Annotated in this window: 10 protein-coding genes; 9 read left to right on the forward strand and 1 reads right to left on the reverse strand. The window is 42.4% G+C overall.

Translation table 11 applies throughout. The annotated features are described in order from the left end of the window. Positions 1-135: 135 nt before the first annotated feature. Both QFZ31_RS32250 and QFZ31_RS32255 read left to right on the forward strand, forming a co-directional pair. Positions 136-843: an ankyrin repeat domain-containing protein gene (locus tag QFZ31_RS32250; protein ID WP_307311222.1), complete on the forward strand. Its 708-nt coding sequence runs from the start codon at positions 136-138 to the stop codon at positions 841-843. A gap of 76 nt (positions 844-919) precedes the next feature. After that, positions 920-1,882, forward strand: a complete 963-nt coding sequence (locus QFZ31_RS32255) for a DUF4822 domain-containing protein (RefSeq protein WP_307311224.1) — start codon at positions 920-922, stop codon at positions 1,880-1,882. A 65-nt stretch (positions 1,883-1,947) separates the two neighbouring features. Here QFZ31_RS32255 and QFZ31_RS32260 read toward each other — a convergent pair whose 3' ends face one another. Further along, positions 1,948-3,357, reverse strand: coding sequence for a PQQ-dependent sugar dehydrogenase (locus QFZ31_RS32260; protein WP_307311227.1), 1,410 nt, complete (start codon positions 3,355-3,357; stop codon positions 1,948-1,950). Positions 3,358-3,505: 148 nt separating this feature from the next. Here QFZ31_RS32260 and QFZ31_RS32265 point away from each other — a divergent pair, with 148 nt between their 5' ends. The 7 genes from QFZ31_RS32265 to QFZ31_RS32295 all read left to right on the forward strand — a co-directional run bounded on the left by QFZ31_RS32265 (position 3,506) and on the right by QFZ31_RS32295 (position 18,829). Beyond that, positions 3,506-3,697: a YbxH family protein gene (locus tag QFZ31_RS32265; protein ID WP_179603371.1), complete on the forward strand. Its 192-nt coding sequence runs from the start codon at positions 3,506-3,508 to the stop codon at positions 3,695-3,697. 74 nt (positions 3,698-3,771) lie between these two features. Continuing rightward, positions 3,772-6,345, forward strand: coding sequence for a helicase-related protein (locus QFZ31_RS32270; protein ID WP_307311233.1), 2,574 nt, complete (start codon positions 3,772-3,774; stop codon positions 6,343-6,345). 379 nt (positions 6,346-6,724) lie between these two features. Beyond that, entirely contained in the window at positions 6,725-9,124 is a 2,400-nt protein-coding gene (locus QFZ31_RS32275) for a hypothetical protein (RefSeq protein WP_307311235.1), read from the forward strand. A 157-nt stretch (positions 9,125-9,281) separates the two neighbouring features. Next, on the forward strand, positions 9,282-12,794 hold the full coding sequence (locus QFZ31_RS32280; protein ID WP_307311237.1) for an InlB B-repeat-containing protein: 3,513 nt from the start codon (positions 9,282-9,284) through the stop codon (positions 12,792-12,794). Positions 12,795-13,205: 411 nt separating this feature from the next. Then, entirely contained in the window at positions 13,206-14,249 is a 1,044-nt protein-coding gene (locus tag QFZ31_RS32285) for a hypothetical protein (protein ID WP_307311240.1), read from the forward strand. 636 nt (positions 14,250-14,885) lie between these two features. Further along, the gene (locus QFZ31_RS32290) at positions 14,886-16,229 is read left to right on the forward strand and encodes a 3' terminal RNA ribose 2'-O-methyltransferase Hen1 (RefSeq protein WP_307311243.1); all 1,344 of its coding nucleotides are present in this window, start codon (positions 14,886-14,888) and stop codon (positions 16,227-16,229) included. Further along, entirely contained in the window at positions 16,229-18,829 is a 2,601-nt protein-coding gene (locus tag QFZ31_RS32295) for a polynucleotide kinase-phosphatase (RefSeq protein WP_307311245.1), read from the forward strand. The genes QFZ31_RS32290 and QFZ31_RS32295 overlap by 1 nt, the downstream gene beginning before the upstream one ends. The last annotated feature ends 64 nt before the right edge of the window (positions 18,830-18,893 follow it).

Raw genomic sequence — 18,893 nt, forward strand, 5'->3', positions numbered from 1 at the left:
TGAAGAAACTTTTTGAAAAAGTTTATCTTTTTTTAAGAAATTTTTTCGAGGGAGTTTAAATTTAAGTATTAACATAAATGTAAGTTCAAATTTATTAGGGGGAGGTAAAAAATAAGTACGAAGGTGGTGAATTTCATGTGGAGGCGCTTAGCAATAGTCATTGGAAGTATATTCATTCTTCAGGGATGTGTCTCAGATAACGATGGAAATCCAACTAAACAGAAGGATGATAAAAAAGTAGATATAAATATGATTGAAAAACTGTTTCATGCAGCAAAAGATAAAGATTCGGAAACTGTAAGAAGATTGATAGAGGAAGGTGTCGATATTAATACGCAGGACTCACAGGGGCGAACTGCCACTATGATTTCGACTTACAACAATGATATAGAGACTGCAAAAATACTTATTGACGCGGGAGCAGATGTCAATATCCAGGATGAATTAGAAAATAACCCCTTCCTGTATGCTGGTGCTGAAGGGTATATTGAAATCCTAAAACTTACGATTAAAGCTGGTGCCGACCCATCTATAACGAACCGGTATGGAGGAACTGCTTTAATCCCTGCCTCAGAACATGGATATGTAGATGTTATTAAAGAACTTCTTACCAATACTGATATGGATATAAATCATATAAATGATCTCGGCTGGACAGCTTTATTAGAAGCTATTATTTTGAATAATGGTGATGAAAAACAGCAGCAAACAGTGCAATTGTTGATCGATCATGGGGCAGATGTGAATATTGCCGATCATAATAATGTAACCCCTTTACAGCATGCACAAAAGAAAGGTTTTAAAGAGATTGAAAATATATTGTTAAAAGCAGGGACAAAATAACTAGGTTGTTTAAAGACTTAATTCATGAACAAAACGTGTAATTGACACCAAAATAAAGAAATGAGGACACAACAAAATGAACAAAAAAGCAAAAATGTTACCATCTATTCTTCTTGGGTTAACTTTAGTTATTTCAGGATGCAGCACAATCACACAAGCGCAAACAAATGACCAGAAGCAAGAACAAACTGAAAAAAAGGGAAGTGAACAAAATAAGGAAACCAAAGGACAGGAATTCGCTAATATTTTAAGTAGCACAAATTGGCAAGGTACAAAAGTATATGATAAGGAAAAAAATGACTTAACAAAAGAGAATGCAAACTTTATTGGTCTTGCAAAATATGATGATGAAACCGCGAGATATGAATTTTTTGATAAAACCACAAAAAAGAGTCGCGGTGACAAAGGAACGTTCTTTATCACCAATGATGGAAAGATTAGAGTATTAATATCTGAATCAATGGGTTACCAAGCTGTTGTTGAAATAACAAAACTCAATAAAGACATATTTACTTATAAGAGAATGGGAAAAGATGCGAATGGTAAGGAAGTAGAGGTATTTGTTGATCATATTCCATATAAAGAAACAAATCTATCTTTTACGGATCCAGATAAGAACTTGGTAACAAAAACGGGAGAAATTGTTACAGATAAGGATGGAGATAAAATTCTATCTGATACCCTTTGGCAAGGGACTGTGGCATTAGATGAAAACGGCAATGATGTGTCAGCCTATAACACAAATTTTCTAGGGCTTGCGAAATATGATTTTAAGACAAATAAATATGAATTTTTTGATGCGAAAACAGGTACCAGCCGTGGTGATTATGGGTATTACGATGTAGTTCACGGGAATAAATTAAGAGCACATGTTTCATTAGGAATGAAGTACGGTGCAGTTCTTGAACTAACAGAGCTGAATGAAAAGAAATTTACCTATAAAAGAGTGGGTAAAGACAAAGATGGTAAAAACATAACGATAACCGTAGAACATGTTCCATATAAAGGTGTTTTCAAACTAAAATTCACTAAATTTTAATGACAAATTGGCGCCTAGCCAGGAAGGGAATGGATTTACTCCACTCCCTTTTTTATTTGGAAGAATTAAGGAACAATTTCAAAAACAGTACCCTGGTTCAAATCAGTCACCCTCATCGATCCATAAACCCCTAAATATAGTCTGGTTTGATCTAGATTACTTCCCAAACTAACATAGTAAGCGGCTTGTGACCCAAAATCATAATCAGTATTAATCACACTAAAATCATTTTGTTTCCCATCCTGTCTTACTTGGGTGTAAGCTAATGCCCCTCTAGCCTGAGGTTGAGATTCTTTCCGGGCAAGGTCGATAAACACAACGCTTCCCGATAAAGCGGGAAGTGCATGCCCCATATAGGCTTGCACTCCTGTTAGTGCGGTTCCACTAAACTTATCTGATCGTGGATCTCTATGATAATAACTAGTCAAAGGCTGAAGACGCCTCACTGAAGTAGTTATTGCTTCATTGTAAAAAGCAATTATTTTCTCATCTAAAGCCGGATTATTCGTGCAACCCCTGATAAATGAAGTAGGAAAAGCACCTTCCCACCCCCGCCAGCCAAAGTTTACGAATCCTTCTGGGTCAAGGTGAACATTCATAGAAGCGGCTTGAACAAGCTGAGTAACTGGTATTGGTTTATAATGAAAGAATGAAAAAATTGCCTCTTCCAAATCTTGTCCGACATTCCCCACATATTTAATATACTGTTGATGAACCCTTTGATAGGAAATGCCTGATATATTGCGAACTCCTTTTGCCATTATACTAAGCGTTTCCTGAATAGGTATGGGAAGTTCATTGAAACGTGTGACCACGGGTGGGTTCGGGATACCTGTATTTTTTACAACGTCGATTTCAATGATCTTACCTGCAATTTCCATCGCATCCTGACTTAAATTAAATGGATCATAGCCTGATCCACCATCCCCGGTTGTTAGAACAAGTTTTCCTGTTTCAGGTGAAAAGTTCAAGCTGTTGACGCCATTATGATTCATAAAAGGTCTTCTTACGTTAAGTAATGTCCGGCGTTTTTGAGGTTGACCATTCGATTGTAAAATCCATTCCTCCACTGTATCAATATGGTCATATTGAGTTTCTCTATTTATCCACCTTAGATTTAAAGTTCTCGGGTCACAAGGGCTAGGTGTAAAAGATTCAGAAAGAGCACCTGGACCTTGTGTTCCCTCAACTGAATAATGAAGATAAAACAGACCGTTATAATAAAATTGGGGATGAAACGCCAGTCCTAGCAATCCTCGTTCATCATAACCACCAGAAGAACCAAGTTTTATAACCCTACGCCGAATATCTAAAAAAGGTCTAATAACTCCATTACTTAAGTAAAAGATTTCTCCGACTTGGGTGGCAATAAATAATCTTTCCATTGAGTCACCCGGCAGTATAGCCGTTTTCATAACAGTGGGTAAATTTATCTTACTAACCATAGGCCGTAAACGAACCTTCACGTTAATCACCTGACTTCCCACTCCTCCTAATGGTTTTCTCCTATGAGAATATGATTAGACGCGTTCTCTTAGTACCCCTTATAGGGAACGGCGAATTTGGAGATTAATGACCGCTTATTAGTAAATACTAAAAAAAATTTTAAAAAAGGGGATTATCATGGGAGCTATTGAACGAAACGGATTTCGCTTTGTACCTGAATACAGTGTCAGCCACCAAAATGGAGCCATTCATGTATATAACAAGAATCGATTCATTGAAGAAATCAAATTTGAATTTTCAGGTGATTTTCCAGAACTAGATCAGATAGAGGATTTAGTTGATCAATACTGCAATAAACGCGAAATTTAGGGGCTTAATATTAGTTCTGTTTCCAGTTATTTGATACACTTGAATGACCAAATTATAGAACAGGAGGGATGAAGTTGAGTAAATTAACCGCCATCTACCCTCAAGCCATTGAACATACCAAGAATAAAGTCATCGAAGATATGAATTTTTATTTAGAATCAAAAGAAAGTCTTCCGTCTTTTAATCAATATTTAAATGACCGCGGACATTATCTGGAGCAAATTTGGATTAATGTCTGGTTAAATAAGGTCACAAATGATGTTCCAAAGAACGAAAAAAAAGAGTTTTTACTGGAAAAAGGGTTTGAAGTGCAAGGAGTAGACCGTAAACTTATTAATAAGTTATTTCGGGATGAAATGAGAGAATATCAGCCTTTTCATGTGCAGGAATGGACCGAAGAAACGTTTGCCGGAAAAGAAGAGGAATGGGAACAAAGATTTCACCAAGCGAAAGCAGATTTTATAAAAAGACAAGAAGCGAACCGTTTGGCAGAATTGCGCCATACGCTCGCAGAAAGGATAGAAGAAATCGCTGCTGAAATATTGGAAAAGGATTATACTGAATTTTATCTCTATGTTCGTTATTTTACTGCGAAGCAATTGGCTGCAGACATCAAGAACAATGTGAAATTTCAGAATGTCGATACCTTTGCGCTAGAAGAAAAATTAGTGGATGAAGGTCATTTTAATCCTGATTCTTATACGACAGTGGCAAAGTTTTTTGAGGAGCTGACAGGAGATATTCATAAGACGGTTCACTGGGGACGGAGTTTGTATGAATATCAAACTTATTTCTTTGTTTATGAAAGCTTAATTTCAGACTATCTATCTGAGTTAATACCGCAAAGGATTCTTGAAAAGCTTCCGCAACAGATGAAGGAACAATTTCAAGAAGCATTTGGTGAAAAATTGACTCCTTTCTTCATTAAGGGGAGTATGACACAGCTATTTTATGAAGTGGAAGATTATTTTATTGAAGATATTCAAGAGGAATATCTTTCGGATTTATTGAAAATTGCAGAACTTCCATTTGACCTAACCGTCCATCAGCAAATTTTTGAAAAGGACTACTCCGAAAGAGAACGTAAAAAGGCGGAGGAAGAAGCAGAATTAAAACGAAAAAGAGAAGCTGAAGAGCGAATGATGGAGGATATTTTCGGTCAGGAGTACAATCCATCACTGGGACGCAGAGTTCATTATGTTCTTCATATTGGTGAAACCAATACGGGAAAAACTCACCATGCACTTGAGCAAATGAAGCAGGCAAACAGCGGCTTATATCTAGCTCCACTCAGGCTTTTAGCGCTGGAGGTTTATGATAAGTTAAATGCAGAAGGTACACCATGTTCGCTAAAAACCGGTGAAGAAGAAAAAATCGTTCCTGGTGCTAACCATTTTTCCTGCACGGTAGAAATGTTTCATGAAAAGGAAAGTTATGATATCGTCGTCATTGACGAAGCACAAATGATTACTGATAAGGACCGTGGCTTCTCTTGGTACAAAGCAATAACAAAAGCAAACGCTCATGAAGTCCATATTATCGGGAGCAGGAACTCAAAACCGATGCTGCTGCAGCTGTTAGGAGAATCGGACATTGAGATCCATGAATACAGCAGGGATACCCCGTTAGAAGTAGAATCAAAAGAATTCCATATTAAACATGTAAAAAAAGGGGATGCGCTGATTTGTTTTTCAAGAAGACGGGTGCTTGAAACGGCGTCTCGACTTCAAAGTGATGGTCATTCTGTCAGCATGATTTACGGCAGCATGCCGCCAGAAACAAGAAAGAAGCAAATTGAGCAATTTAACAACGGTAGAACGAAGGTCATTGTAGCCACTGATGCCATTGGAATGGGCTTGAATTTGCCTATTCGCCGGATTGTGTTTTTAGAAAATGAGAAATTTGATGGAACCAGAAGGCGGTTGTTAACCTCGCAAGAAGTGAAACAAATTGCCGGACGAGCCGGACGTAAAGGGATCTATGATGTCGGAAAGGTCGCATTTACCAAAGACATTAGGCTCATGAGGAGATTGTTGAATCAAGAGGATGAACCCGTTCATACGTTTGCTATCGCACCAACCAACTCGGTGTTCGAGCGGTTCCAACGGTATTATCGTGATTTAGGAACATTCTTTGAGCTTTGGGGGAAATTTAAAAGCCCTTCAGGAACGAAAAAAGCATCATTAGCGGAAGAACGCTCACTTTACAACCTGATTGCTGGGACGGAAATTGAAGCGCGATTACCTTTAATGGACCTATATGGGTTTTTACATCTTCCTTTTTCAAAAAATGAACCGACGTTAACCAGACAATGGGAAGATACGATGTATGCGATCATCCAGGGTACGCCTTTACCAGAACCACCCTACAAGGAGCGGAGTTTAGAGGATCTTGAATTAGCATATAAAGCCCTTGGTTTGCATTTGCTCTTTTTATATCGATTAGGCGAGCGCACCGAGGCCATTTATTGGGAACGGCTGCGTGAAGAAATGAGTGACAAGGTCCAAGATAAATTAAAAACGGATATTCGAAAATTCGTGAAAAAATGTAGAAACTGTGGTAAGAACCTCCCTTGGGATCACTCGTTTCCAACCTGTGACGCCTGCCATAGTGCTAAATATAGAAGACGCTTTGCCGAAGATTTCTAAAAAGTACCATTTAAGGTTCAAATCACAAATGATTTGAACCTTTTTATTTTGTTTTATTATGGGATTCTTTGAAAAGAAAGCACGGTTCTTTCATTTCGTGACCAGTATTTGTATAAGCGATTAAAGTTCAGCCAGCGGTTGTGAAATAATGGATAAAAATTTACATAATATTCTTAAAATTTTAATCAAACATCTTAAAATCTTTAATTTATCCGAGAAACCGTTTTCATTATAATCATATCCTGAAAGGAGGAAATCAGATGTATATTTCTAGTGGTGTTACTGAAACGTAGATCTAAAGCATAACGGTGAAAAAAAGAAAATAACCAAGGGTAATATTGGCCAGGGTATCGAACGGAGTAAGGAGAGGAGTATTAAAATGTTTTTTTCAAAAGTAAAGATAGGAATCAGTATCGCTTTAGCAACAATGTTAGCGCTCTCATCATTCGGGTACGTGCCGATTTTCGCTAATGATTCGGCGGCTTCTAACGAAATAGTTGCCAAAGAAGCCGGGACCTGGTTTGAGACCGCTTTTGCGACTTGGACAGGAAGCACCGATGCAGACTATGAAGTTTATGTCCGAGGCGAAAACATCCTCGATTGGCGTAATGATAGCCTGATCGAAGACTTCTTAACAGACTGGACTTTAGTTAATGACGAAGAAAACAAACTGCTAGTTCGTGTAGTAGACGAGGCCCGCGGCACTTGGCGAGTGGATATTCCCGGCCTACCTAAAGGGGAATATGAAATTCAGATTCGGGACAGAGATGGGAAAGTCCTTGAAACCTTTTCCAATCTGGAAACGCGCTCATTCCCACGTAACGGAGCTGCGTTTGTTCCTTCTAATGAAAATGAATTCCAAGGAAATCATGAATTTGCTTTAGATGGAGCTGTAGGTGGATACCTGCCAGATGGACGCGCAAATCCTGAGGCAAAAGTCATCTATGTCACCGAAGAAAATAAAGAAACTACCTTCTGGGGAAATGCAGTATTTCAAACAGATAGAGGAGCTACTCCAAATGAACGTACTCCGTTAATCGTTCGTTTCGTAGGGACTGTTACAGGTGGTGACCGCTTAGTCGGTCCCGGCAACGGAAATATCACCTTTGAAGGTATCGGTCCGGATGCATTGCTTTATGGGTGGGGTATTCGTACCGGAGGCGCCCACAATATTGTCATCCGCAACCTGAACTTCGATTATTGGCCAAATGACGCCATTGAACTTAATGGTCAAAACACCACCACAAGAGGTTCAAATTATTGGGTGCATAACAACAGCTTTGGTTATGGTCAAAACCTGCACCTTGCCAATGCGGCCGATCCCGATCAAGCTAAAGGTGACGGCGCCGTTGATGTCACCAACCATGCAAGAAACTACACCGTTGCCTATAACCACTTCAGCGGCAGCAGTAAAGTGATGCTGATTGGTGGCGGTACCGGCTCAATCAGCGCGCACTATGGAACCATCGACCATAACTGGTTCGAAGGTTCTGAAGAAAGAACACCACGGGTGCGCAATGGACGCGTTCACGTCTTCAACAACCTGTTCGAAGATGTTCAGGGGCATCCGTATCATAATACTCTCTTTGAACGTAACACGGGTTATGGAATCGGTGCTGCCCATAATGCCAACATTTGGGCGGAAGGAAATATTTTCGACCATGTCAACTTCCCATTCCTGAGAAGCCGTCAAGGTCACGCAAGAGGCTTCCAATCCAATGATTTCGGATCCGACTTACCATCAGGAACTCCAAATGCCGGATATAATCACTTCTTCGGTGATGCCCCGGGATTTATCGTGTCCTACGAAGCGGTGACTGAAGGGGATTTCCCTGAAACTTTAGAAGGCTTTAGAACCGTTACCGATGTCATGACTGGCATTACCCAAGAAGACCTGGATGCTCTCAGAGAAGCTGCCCTGAAGCTTCAACCGAATGTTTTTGACGAAAGCTCTGCAAAAAACTTTAATGTAAAAGAAGATGTGGGAATCGTCGTTGCTCATGATTCGACCACTACTAATCCAAATATGTCAACAAGTCCGGCAGCGCAATTGGATTGGAAATTCAGACCTAGTGAAGTAGGTGTTTGGCCAACAGGTACAGCCGAACAATCCCAGGCTTTACGAACTGAAATTGAAACGTATTCAGGTGCCCAACATGCTGCGAAAGTAGAGGAGGCGCCAACAACTCCTGTGATTTCTAGTGTTGTGATTAATGATGAAGTACGTTCTGCGGTGGGAGAGTTTATTGAAGCGCCAGGTAAAATTGTTGTCCATGAAAATACCTTCACTGTCAACTGGGTGAATACAGATGTATTGACAGAAAAGTATGAAATTCAATGGGATCATGGCGCTAATGAGTGGACAACCCTTATGACCGTTAAAGCCAATGGCCGTCCTACAAGCTTCATCACCCAGGATATCGACCAGTTTGCCAATTTGAAAGCCATTCTTGCCGAAGCTGAAGAAGGTGGCGCTTATTCATTCAGAGTCCGCGCCCTCAACTCTGCCGGTGCAAGTGAATGGTCGGATGTTTATCTGGTAGGCGAGTTGACAGTGGTGGATGCTGCGCCTTCAGCAGTAGTCAATAAACTGAACAGTAATCAAAATGAACTGACTGTGACAGTAACAGAAACCTATCAAAATCGCAAAACTCATGAAATTTCTGATACCTTCACCATTAAAAACAATGCGGAAGGCACTTACACGGTCGGCAACTACAAAGTCTTTGTCAACACAAAAGGAAACACACAAATCCGCGCGTGCTACATCGTGGAGTAAGAAAAAACTATCCACTTGGAAACCGCTAAGACGGAATGAATATCAGCTGTAACCATACCGGCTCCGCCAATCTGCCAGAAGCCGCGGCGCCGGACATTTATCATTGTGGGTGTGATGGGCAGCATTCGAATATAAAAAAGAGAGGAGTGTATGTCTGATGGTAGGAAAGAGAACAGTCAGTATTCTGTTCAGCGTTCTTCTCGTGCTCAACATATTCCAGGCAATCGCTTTTGCCGCGGAAGGCGATGACGTAGGTGCCCCCTCAGGCACATGGTCTGAGCAAGAAAACATTAACCAATTAGAAATCGCTAAGATGGAACTGCAGGACAAGGTAACCAAAGTGGAGGCGGCCAAGTCGGTCAATGCTACCACGGTTGCCCAGCTGCAGTCGCAGATGTCTGCCGTAAAGGCGCTGGCGGATGGTTTGGAAAATGCCGAAGGGGCGTCGGCTGAGGAAAAAGTTGCATTACAGGCAGCCCGGGCGGAAGCGCGCACCGTTTTGGAAGCGGCGAACGACCTCATCAACAACTTAAACGGCGTGGTAAGCGAAGGAGACCTGTTGGTGACATTTGACACCGACGGAGGCAGCGAGGTAGATCCGCAGCACGTAAACGCCGGCGACACGATCGAGGTTCCGGAACGTCCTAAAAAAGACGGTTTGGTATTTGTGGGCTGGTACACGGATAAAACCACCAGAGTCCATATGTGGGACTTTTTGAACAACACGGTAGTCGGTTCCATGACGCTCTACGCTAAGTGGGTCCAGGTGGACGAGAAGCATCGTCTGCTGAATGCCTACGCCTCGGCTGAAGAGCTTGAAAACCCTTACGTCGCAAAGACGCTGCAGACCTTGGGAACGCTGTCCGAAAATCAACGTGAGCTGACGCTGCTCGAGGGCACGACGGTGTATGTAGTCCCCGGCGTTTACTGGACGGATTTGACGTATAAGGAAGGCGGAGTGATTGCAGGTCCGAATATCGGCCTTAGCATTTTTGGCGAAAACGTCTCTTTCCTCGGCCTTACTGAGGATGCTACAGACGTGATCATCTGCGGCAACCGCGGTGAGGGGGGCGAGACTGGCCTAGGCGCGAACGGCAGCTGGTATTCACTTGGCATCTCCTCAGGCTTCCACAGCGAGAACATCACCATCGCCAATTACGCGCAGGAGGATTTGGTTTATCCGCGCGATCCGTCGCAAAATATGAAAAAGCGCATAGACTCCAAAAATCACGCCGAGGTGTTAACGAGAGCAAACGGCACTGGTGCGCCGGATAGGCTGTACTTTGAAAACACGCGGTTCGTCGGCTATTTGAATATGATGCTTGACCTTGCGCCTACCCGCGCTTATTTCTTAGACAGCTTTTTCCAATTAACTGATGACTCTATTTTCGCCGGCGGTGTCAATGTGTACGAGAACTGTACCTTCCACTTCTTCGGCAACCACCCGTCCGTCAACGGCGCTGGTAACGGCGGCGTCAGCGTCCTTTTGGGCAGCAAAATCATCGGCATGCCGCAAATGACCAGTACGGATGTTTACCTTGCCAAGCAGTCGAGCGCAATCGGCCCTAACGCGAACGGGATCTTCGCCATCATCGATACCCAGTTCACTGGCCGGATTGAATCTGTCGAGTGGGAAAACGTGGTGCGCGAGGACTCCCGCCACTTTGTGTCGAACAACACAATCGGCGAGGAAAAAAAGCCGCTCGTAATCAGCCCATCACAGCCGCAAACCTCTGTCACGCTTACTGGAAACGCCCTTAATGCTTTTAAAGTTGGCGAGGAATACAACGTGTATAACCTCTTAAAGGGGAATGACGGTTGGGACCCTAAAGGCCAGTACAACGCTGAGTGGGAACCTTACGCCCACCTTCCGTATCGATTCTTAATCGAAGCAAAGGGCAAAACCATGTATTCCGACAAAACGGACAACACCAACAGGGCCGTTTTGACACCCGCCCCGTCTCCAGCGGATTCTGTTGACGTGAAAAATACCGTTTGGTCGTACGATACGAATCTGTTGAACGGCACCGTTGACGCCGCGACTGGGGTCATTACGCTGACCGCCAAGCCCAACAATACCGGCGCGATCGTTAAGACGATTGTGACGGGCACGCTTCCGAGCGGTATCTCAGCCGGCGCGACGCTGTATATCCGCCCGACGGCTGTCCCTGCACCTGTAGTTACGACGCCCGCAATTGATATCAGCGAGAACCTTGCGACGCTTAGCTACACGCTGGACCAGCTCGGATACAAGGATACCTCCGTCATCGAATGGTACCGCGAGACAGGTCCCGATACTACAAACGGCATTCATATCGGGACGATGCGCAACGACGCTAACGAATTCTTTGTGGACGAACCATATAAAAAATACGCTCTTAATAAGTACGACGTAGGTTACTACCTGCGCGCCGTTATCACACCCAAGTATGAGTTCAGCTCCACCGGCGCACCCATCACGGTATACACCAAGCGTGCGATCACGGCGGCCGATGTAACGGAAAAGTCGTTGTATACCGACTTTAAGAATTTGTATTTTACCAATGAAGACAATACCACCACGAAGAACAGATGGTTTTTTGACCGTGTGAGCGGTACAGCAGTCCCGTGGGGATGGGGGATTGGAACCAACGGCACGGATAAGATTTGGGGCCTTCAGAACAATTCCGGCGGTACGAACACCAGATTCGTGTTCGGTCAAACCGGCAACTACAGCGACATGTCGATGGTCCTGAACTACTCCTCCAGTAAGGTAGAGGGTCAGGGCTTCGGCGGGAACGGCAACTTCATGGATATCTATGTAAAATACGATCCAGCGACCCGCGTGGGGTATGGCCTGCGCGTAGAACGTACCGCTGCGGGCGGCTCTAACGCTACGATCTGGACGCTGTATAAATATGACGGCACCAATCAGACTCCGTTGAGCCAGCCACTTAGGACAGCTGCGTTTATGCCGAAGAGCACCATGACCGTTTCCGTAACGGGCAGCACCCTTCGCGTAAAGGCCTCGACGCTGTCCAAGAAGACGCCGCTGCAAATTCAACAAAATCTTCCCAATTCGGTCGACCTCTCGTGGACGGATGAAACCGGCGCTTTGGGTAACAACAATTTTGGTGGCTTCGGCATTCGCATTAACAACTCTGGCAACTCCTCTTATGACTACGCCGGCAGCGGTATGACAACCAATAACACCGTTATGCTACACAACGTGAGAGTAGACGCCACCGATAGAGATCACGTTGTGACGTTCAATACCAACGGCGGTTCTGAGATTGCTTCTCTGGTTGTGGGTGAGGGCGGCAATATTGAAAAGCCCGAAGACCCGACTAAGGCCGGCTTCCTTTTTGACGGCTGGTTCAGCGACGCCAAGCTTGAAACCCCATGGAACTTCGACATGCCTGTCACCAACGACATGACGTTGTACGCCGGTTGGAAAGAGATTGTTGTGCTTTCGGCAACTCCGTCGGCCTCGGTCGAGCAGCTGTCCGGCAACAAGAACAACCTAACTATCAAAATCTCCGAGAAGCTGTCCGACGGCAACACGAACGTCATCAGCGAGACCTTCAGCATCAGCAATAACGCGGCCGACACCTATGAGGTTGGAGCCTACAAGGTCTACGTTGACACCAAGGGCAACACGCAAAGCCGCGAGTGCTACATCATGGAGTAACAACAACCCGTTCCACAATAGCAAAAGCGTAGGCAACTTGCAGTATGCACCCAAACACTATACGAGAGGACGGCTGTAAGGCCGTCCTCTTCACTTGTCAGGACGGAGCGTGTTCAAAATACATGCCCTGTTCTTTTTTTATATCAACGTATTGCATTAACATAACCCCATGATACGCAATAATTTCAAGACATAAAAACGGAACTTTACCTCAACTTTGGGAATTTTTTCGGTACCAAACAAAAAACCCCAAACTAATTAGCAAAACCCTTATCCTGTTGTGATTCAAAACTGTAATTCTTTCTTTTGCTTTTTATTACGTTTAAAATTAAAAAAATTACTCTTAAGCGTAATTTATTGTTGCGTCTCAGAGTAACATAATTTACTATATAAAGTAAGGAGGTGAAAATAATGGAAAATATAAGATTGAATGTTCCATTGTTGCGAAGAAGGGTGCCCAATCTTACCAGTGCTGCAAAGGAAGTGGGTTTACGGCCTGCAACCGTTTCAAACCTATGCACTGGGAAAATTCCTGTAGGACGTTCTGAAGTTCGGACCATCGTAGCTTTAGCAGAATTAGCACAATGTAGTCTAGATGAATTGATTTTAAGAGGGGAGAATGTAGAGATGATTGAAACGAAAATTAAAACTTTAGATTTGTTTGCGCCAATTGTAAAGGGAGGCACCATTGGGCTTGTTGCTCGACCAGGTATGGGTCAGTTGGTTGTGTTAGCAGAATTATTTTACCGTTTTAATAGAGGGGTTTTTGCAACGGTATTATTAAAACCAGAAAACGATCACCCAGAGTTAGCGGAAATTCTAGAAGATACAGAGATTGTTGCTGAGACAATTGAAAAGGCTTTCGAAGAAATGTCAGTGGTAGGTAAAACTAAAGAGATTATTTTTGTTGCTGACCGTTCACATGTTTTAACAGGGGAAATATACGAGCTTCAAGAAAAATTACAAGATGTCGATATCAAGTCCGTTACAACCTTTTTACTAGATTTAAAAGGGGCTTCAGTGGATGAAGACCTTCCATATGGACCGCTTGAAACATTATGGCAGTTTGATATGGACTTAGCAGCAAGACATCGATTTCCAGCGGTAAACCCAATCTACTCTACATCTTCCGTATTGGAAGGAGCTCACCTAGATCAAAACCACCATACCATCCAACAAAAAGCGCAAAAACTATTACGACGCTACCGTGAACTACGTTCCCTCGTAAATGTAAAGGGGATTAACGGTATCCCTGCTTCAGAAATTGAGACGTATCATCGGGGCGAACGTTTAGAGGCATATTTGACACAGCCATTCTATGTTGCTGAAGAATTTACGGGTATTAAAGGCGCGGAAGTTAGTTTAAAGGACACATTAAATGACGTTAAGAAAATTTTAGATGGTGCCGTAGATTCCAAGGATATCGCATCACTGAATTTCATCGGTACGATTTAAATCAGTGAGTTTGGAGTGACCGAGATCTGAAATATAATGGGGTTTCGGTCATTGCAGGTGATCTGGAGTGACCGAAATGCAAATTGAAAAGGGGTTTCGGTCGTTGCAGGAGGTCTGGAGTGACCGAAATGCAAATTGAAAAGGGGTTTCGGTCGTTGCAGGAGGTCTGGAGTGACCGAAATGGAACATGAAAAGTGGTTTCGGTCAATGCAGGTAATCTGGAGTGACCGAAATGCAAATTGAAAAGGGGTTTCGGTCGTTGCAGGAGGTCTGGAGTGTCCGAAATGGAACATCAAAAGTGGTTTCGTTCAATGCAGGTGGTCTGGAGTGACCGAAACGCAAATTGAAAAGGGGTTTGGGTTAATGCAGGTAGTCTGGAGTGACCCGAACGCAAATTGAAAAGGGATTTGGGTCATTCCAGGTGGTCTAGAATGACCCAAATGTAAATTATAGACCTTGCACGGTCATTGCAAATAATATAAAGCTCATCAAAATTTAATTTTTACAAGAGAGGGACGTAACCAAATACCGGTACGTCTCTTTAACTTTTATCAATAATCGTTTCTAAAATATCCAATTTTAAGTAATGATAATAGGTAAGAAAAAAATAGTTCAGAAGAAAGTGAAGTGTAATGTATGCAGTTGTCATTAAAGGTAAGGGGATCGGGGGCAGATGTAGTCTCTTATCTTATCGCAAAGAACCCGAATAACCCGTATGAGCGTGATGAGAAAGGCTTCAAGGTTCGGCTCGTCTATCCTATTTTTACAAAAGATGAAGTTCAGTTTTTGATTTATGTAAAGCCCGACCCGATTGATTTAGTGCGAAACTCCTCAGACTTATTTGATATCACTCATTACATAAATGATCGTGAGTTTGCTGTCAGCAGCCTTTTTATTACCACCATCCGCAAGGCGCTAGGTACTGCTTTAAATGGAAAGCCAGATGAAGAATACCTGAAATGGGTAGGTCACGAATTCGATATGGAGCTGGTATTTGGTCCGGTGGCAACGGATTTACAGGATGAAGAGATTGTTGATTTGTTTGAACCTATTGGGTACAAGGTGGAAATTGAGCGTGGAGTCAGCACCATTCGGGAAAAGAGCTCTGCTCGGTTTGTCAAATTATCTGGGAGCCAGAGCGTTCAAAATGCATTAAAGCATGTATCGATACTCATACCTGTCATCGATAACTATAAGCATTATTTTTTAGATGAAAGAGAAATTGAAAAACTCGATCGGTACGGAGAAGGATGGCTGGAAAACCATCCCCTAAAACAGTTGATTGTCAAACGGGCACTCCGTTTTAACGCGCTTATTTCTCAATCAAAATATTACGAAAAGAAGCCGCACATACGTAATCAGGATGAGAGTCAAAAAGTAAGGTTAAATGATCTCCGTTATGAACACATATTAAACTATATAAAAACGCTGCCCCACAAAGAAACAATTGTGGACCTAGGTGCTGGGGAAGGCCGTCTCTCAGTCCAGCTTGGTTTTGTTGAAGGAGTTCAAGAAATTCTATCGATAGAGCCTTCGAATAAAGCACGAATTAAGGCGATTGAAAAATTTGAGCAAGTAATTAAAACAGAAGGATATGTCAAGCCACAGTCCTTGCCAGGATCATTATTTTATTATGATAGCCGATTGCAAAACAAAGATATCATCATTTTATGTGAAGTGATTGAACATATCGAGGAAGACAGGCTGCCAAAAATTTTTGATATTATCTTAAATGATTATCGTCCCAAGACGCTGATTGTGACAACACCAAATCAGGAATACAATGTGCTTTATGAGATGGAAGAAGAAATGCGTCATGATGACCACCGTTTTGAATGGACGAGAACGCAATTTGCTGAGAATGTGAAAAAATGGTCTCAAAACTGTCCTTATCACGTCAATATACAAGGGATTGGTGAAGACCATCCAACATTTGGTCAACCCACGCAAATGGCTATTTTTCGAAGGGAGGAGGAATAATGACAACTATTCATTTACCGCATGCGGGAATTGTCCTGTTAGTCGGACCCTCTAATACCGGGAAAACAACATTATTAAATCAATTAATACAAGAAGAGCAGATTCAACCATCTGAAGTGGTCAGCTCTGATCAATTTCGCGTTCTAGTCAGCGACATTGAATTTATTAGCTGGAACGGACGTCCCAAAGAAGAAAGCGAAGCATTATTTCATGAATACCAGCAAATATCTGGTGCCGCATTCGAGGCAATGGATTACGTTATTTCAAAACGCTGCAAACTCAATAAGTTAACGTTTATCGACGCAACCCATTTACGAGAGGAAGAACATGAAAAATATCTGCAGATGGGGAAGGAATATCATGTGCCTGTGATTGCGTTGGTCTTGAATATTTCAGAAACGGAATTGATGAGACGGGATATGGAGCGAGCTTTTCCTCGAGGAAGAAATCGGATCAAGCAGCAGTATCAACATTTTAAAAATACACTTCGGTTCATAATAAAGAAGCCATATCGCCGTGTTTACATGCTTGGAGAAGATGAACTTCAAGTAGTAAATGTAAGTAGACTAGAAAACCCATTATATATTGATGTTGGAACTGGAATCGATTTCATCGGGGATATTCACGGCTGTTTGGATGAATTTCTTGAAATGCTTAACAAACTTGGATACAAGGAAAACGATGAAGGGTATTTCATCCACCCAGAAGGAAGGAAAATTCTTTCATTAGGAGATGTATTGAGCAGGGGACCGAGGTCCATCGAAACACTTCAATTCTTCCAAAAGCATGTTTCAGCCGGACTTGCCTATATGATTGACAGTAATCACGGCTGGAAAATCGCCCGCTGGCTCGATGGAAAAAATGTAAAAATGGCACATGGTGATGAAAATGTTGCTGCTGAATTTGAAGAATATGAGCGTAATTTCGGCAGTGAGGCTGCCGAGAAGTTAAAGGAACAAATAAAAGAGTTACTCTTACAAGCGAAATCTCACTATATTATTCGAAAAAATGGGGTTAATGCTGTTGTAGCTGTTCATGCTGGAATCAAGGACCATTATATCGGAAAGCAGTCGCTCCGTATTTCTGATTTTTGCCGCTATGGTGATAGTGAAGGGCTTGATGAGAACGATAGGCCAATTCGAAAGGATTGGACGGTTTCTCATAAATCAAGTGAACTCATTCTTTGGGGACATGATCCAAAGCCGCAGCCTTTGCTGGTTAACAACACATTAAATATTGACCAAGGAGTGGTTTTCGGTGGCAGTTTAACGGCATACCGTTATCCTGAAAAACAATTTGTTTCGGTCATGGCGAAACAGGATTATGCGAATGTGCCTGACAATCCATTGAAGGAATGGGAACTAAAGAGACTTGCAGCACCGAATATCATGAAATTCTTAGAAGGATATTCGGTATTAACGGAACAGTACGGCGAGATTAGGATTTATGATGATGGTGTGAAACCCGCTATAGATGACTTATCTCATTACACCTTGCCGCTTGAAGACATCGTGTACCTTCCTCCTACGATGAGTCCGACTCCAAAACCGTCTGGTCTGGTAGAATACCTTGAGCACCCACAAGAGGCGTTCGATTACTATCAAGCAAATGGTGTCGATAAGATGGTTGTGGAAAAGAAACATATGGGCAGCAGGGGAATACTGTTTTTATTTAAAAATCAAGAAATTGCCAATGAGTATGTAGGCAGAGAAATGTTAGGAACTATTTATACCCGTACAGGTAGGGCATTTTTTCAAAAAGAGCTGCAAGAAAAAGTTGTCAGTGCCTTGAATGAGGATTTAGTGAAGAGTGGTTATTTTGAGAAATACAATACGGATTTCGTATTGCTTGATGCAGAAATTCTTCCATGGAATTTGAAGGCGAAAGACCTGATAGTAAACCAATATGCACATGTTGGGGAAATGGCGCTGCTTGACCGGCATAAATTAAAGGATTCTCTACAACAGGCTCTTGATAGTGGAAAGAATGTTTTAAGCTGGGGTCAGGAAAATGATGTAGGGATCGAAAATGCCAAAGTGTTTAATGAGGTGTATCAGAAATACTGTTGGGAAACAGAAGAAATGGAAGGAATTCAAATCGCACCATTCCATACATTGGCACACAGCTCAGAAACATTTTTTGATAAGCCGCATACATGGCATATGGAGAAAAATAAAGAATTCAGCGGGATTTCTCGTTTGTTTTTAGAAACAGAATACCAAATTGTTAGTGATGAAGCGTCGATGAAAGCGGCCATTAAATGGTGGGAAGAAATGACGGAGGATGGTCATGAAGGATTTGTGGTGAAACCAGAATCTTATATTACACGCCACAAAGGCAAACTTCTGCAGCCTGCGATAAAAGTCAGAGGCCGCAAGTATTTGCATATCATCTATGGGATTGATTATCTGCTTCCTGAAAATTTAACTCAATTAAAGAAACGAAATGCAGGCAAGAAGCAGCGCAATGCTTTAAAGGAATTTTCTCTTGGTGTCGAAGCTGTGAATCGATTTATCAAGAGAGAGTCATTGGAACGTGTTCATGAATGCGTGTTAGGAATACTGGCATTAGAAGCGGAACCAATTGATCCAAGATTATAGGTTATGGAAGAACGAACTGGCTGGTCCCAGTTCGTTTTTTTGATATAAAGAGCCATATTCTAAG

The sequence above is a fragment of the Neobacillus niacini genome (assembly GCF_030817595.1).
Taxonomy (GTDB): domain Bacteria; phylum Bacillota; class Bacilli; order Bacillales; family Cytobacillaceae; genus Neobacillus; species Neobacillus niacini_G.

Coding starts and splice junctions, on each gene's coding strand:
- QFZ31_RS32250 (WP_307311222.1), top strand. CDS start 136: ATGTGGAGGCGCTTAGCAATAGTCATTGGAAGTATATTCATTCTTCAG.
- QFZ31_RS32255 (WP_307311224.1), top strand. CDS start 920: ATGAACAAAAAAGCAAAAATGTTACCATCTATTCTTCTTGGGTTAACT.
- QFZ31_RS32265 (WP_179603371.1), top strand. CDS start 3,506: ATGGGAGCTATTGAACGAAACGGATTTCGCTTTGTACCTGAATACAGT.
- QFZ31_RS32275 (WP_307311235.1), top strand. CDS start 6,725: ATGTTTTTTTCAAAAGTAAAGATAGGAATCAGTATCGCTTTAGCAACA.
- QFZ31_RS32280 (WP_307311237.1), top strand. CDS start 9,282: ATGGTAGGAAAGAGAACAGTCAGTATTCTGTTCAGCGTTCTTCTCGTG.
- QFZ31_RS32285 (WP_307311240.1), top strand. CDS start 13,206: ATGGAAAATATAAGATTGAATGTTCCATTGTTGCGAAGAAGGGTGCCC.
- QFZ31_RS32290 (WP_307311243.1), top strand. CDS start 14,886: ATGCAGTTGTCATTAAAGGTAAGGGGATCGGGGGCAGATGTAGTCTCT.
- QFZ31_RS32295 (WP_307311245.1), top strand. CDS start 16,229: ATGACAACTATTCATTTACCGCATGCGGGAATTGTCCTGTTAGTCGGA.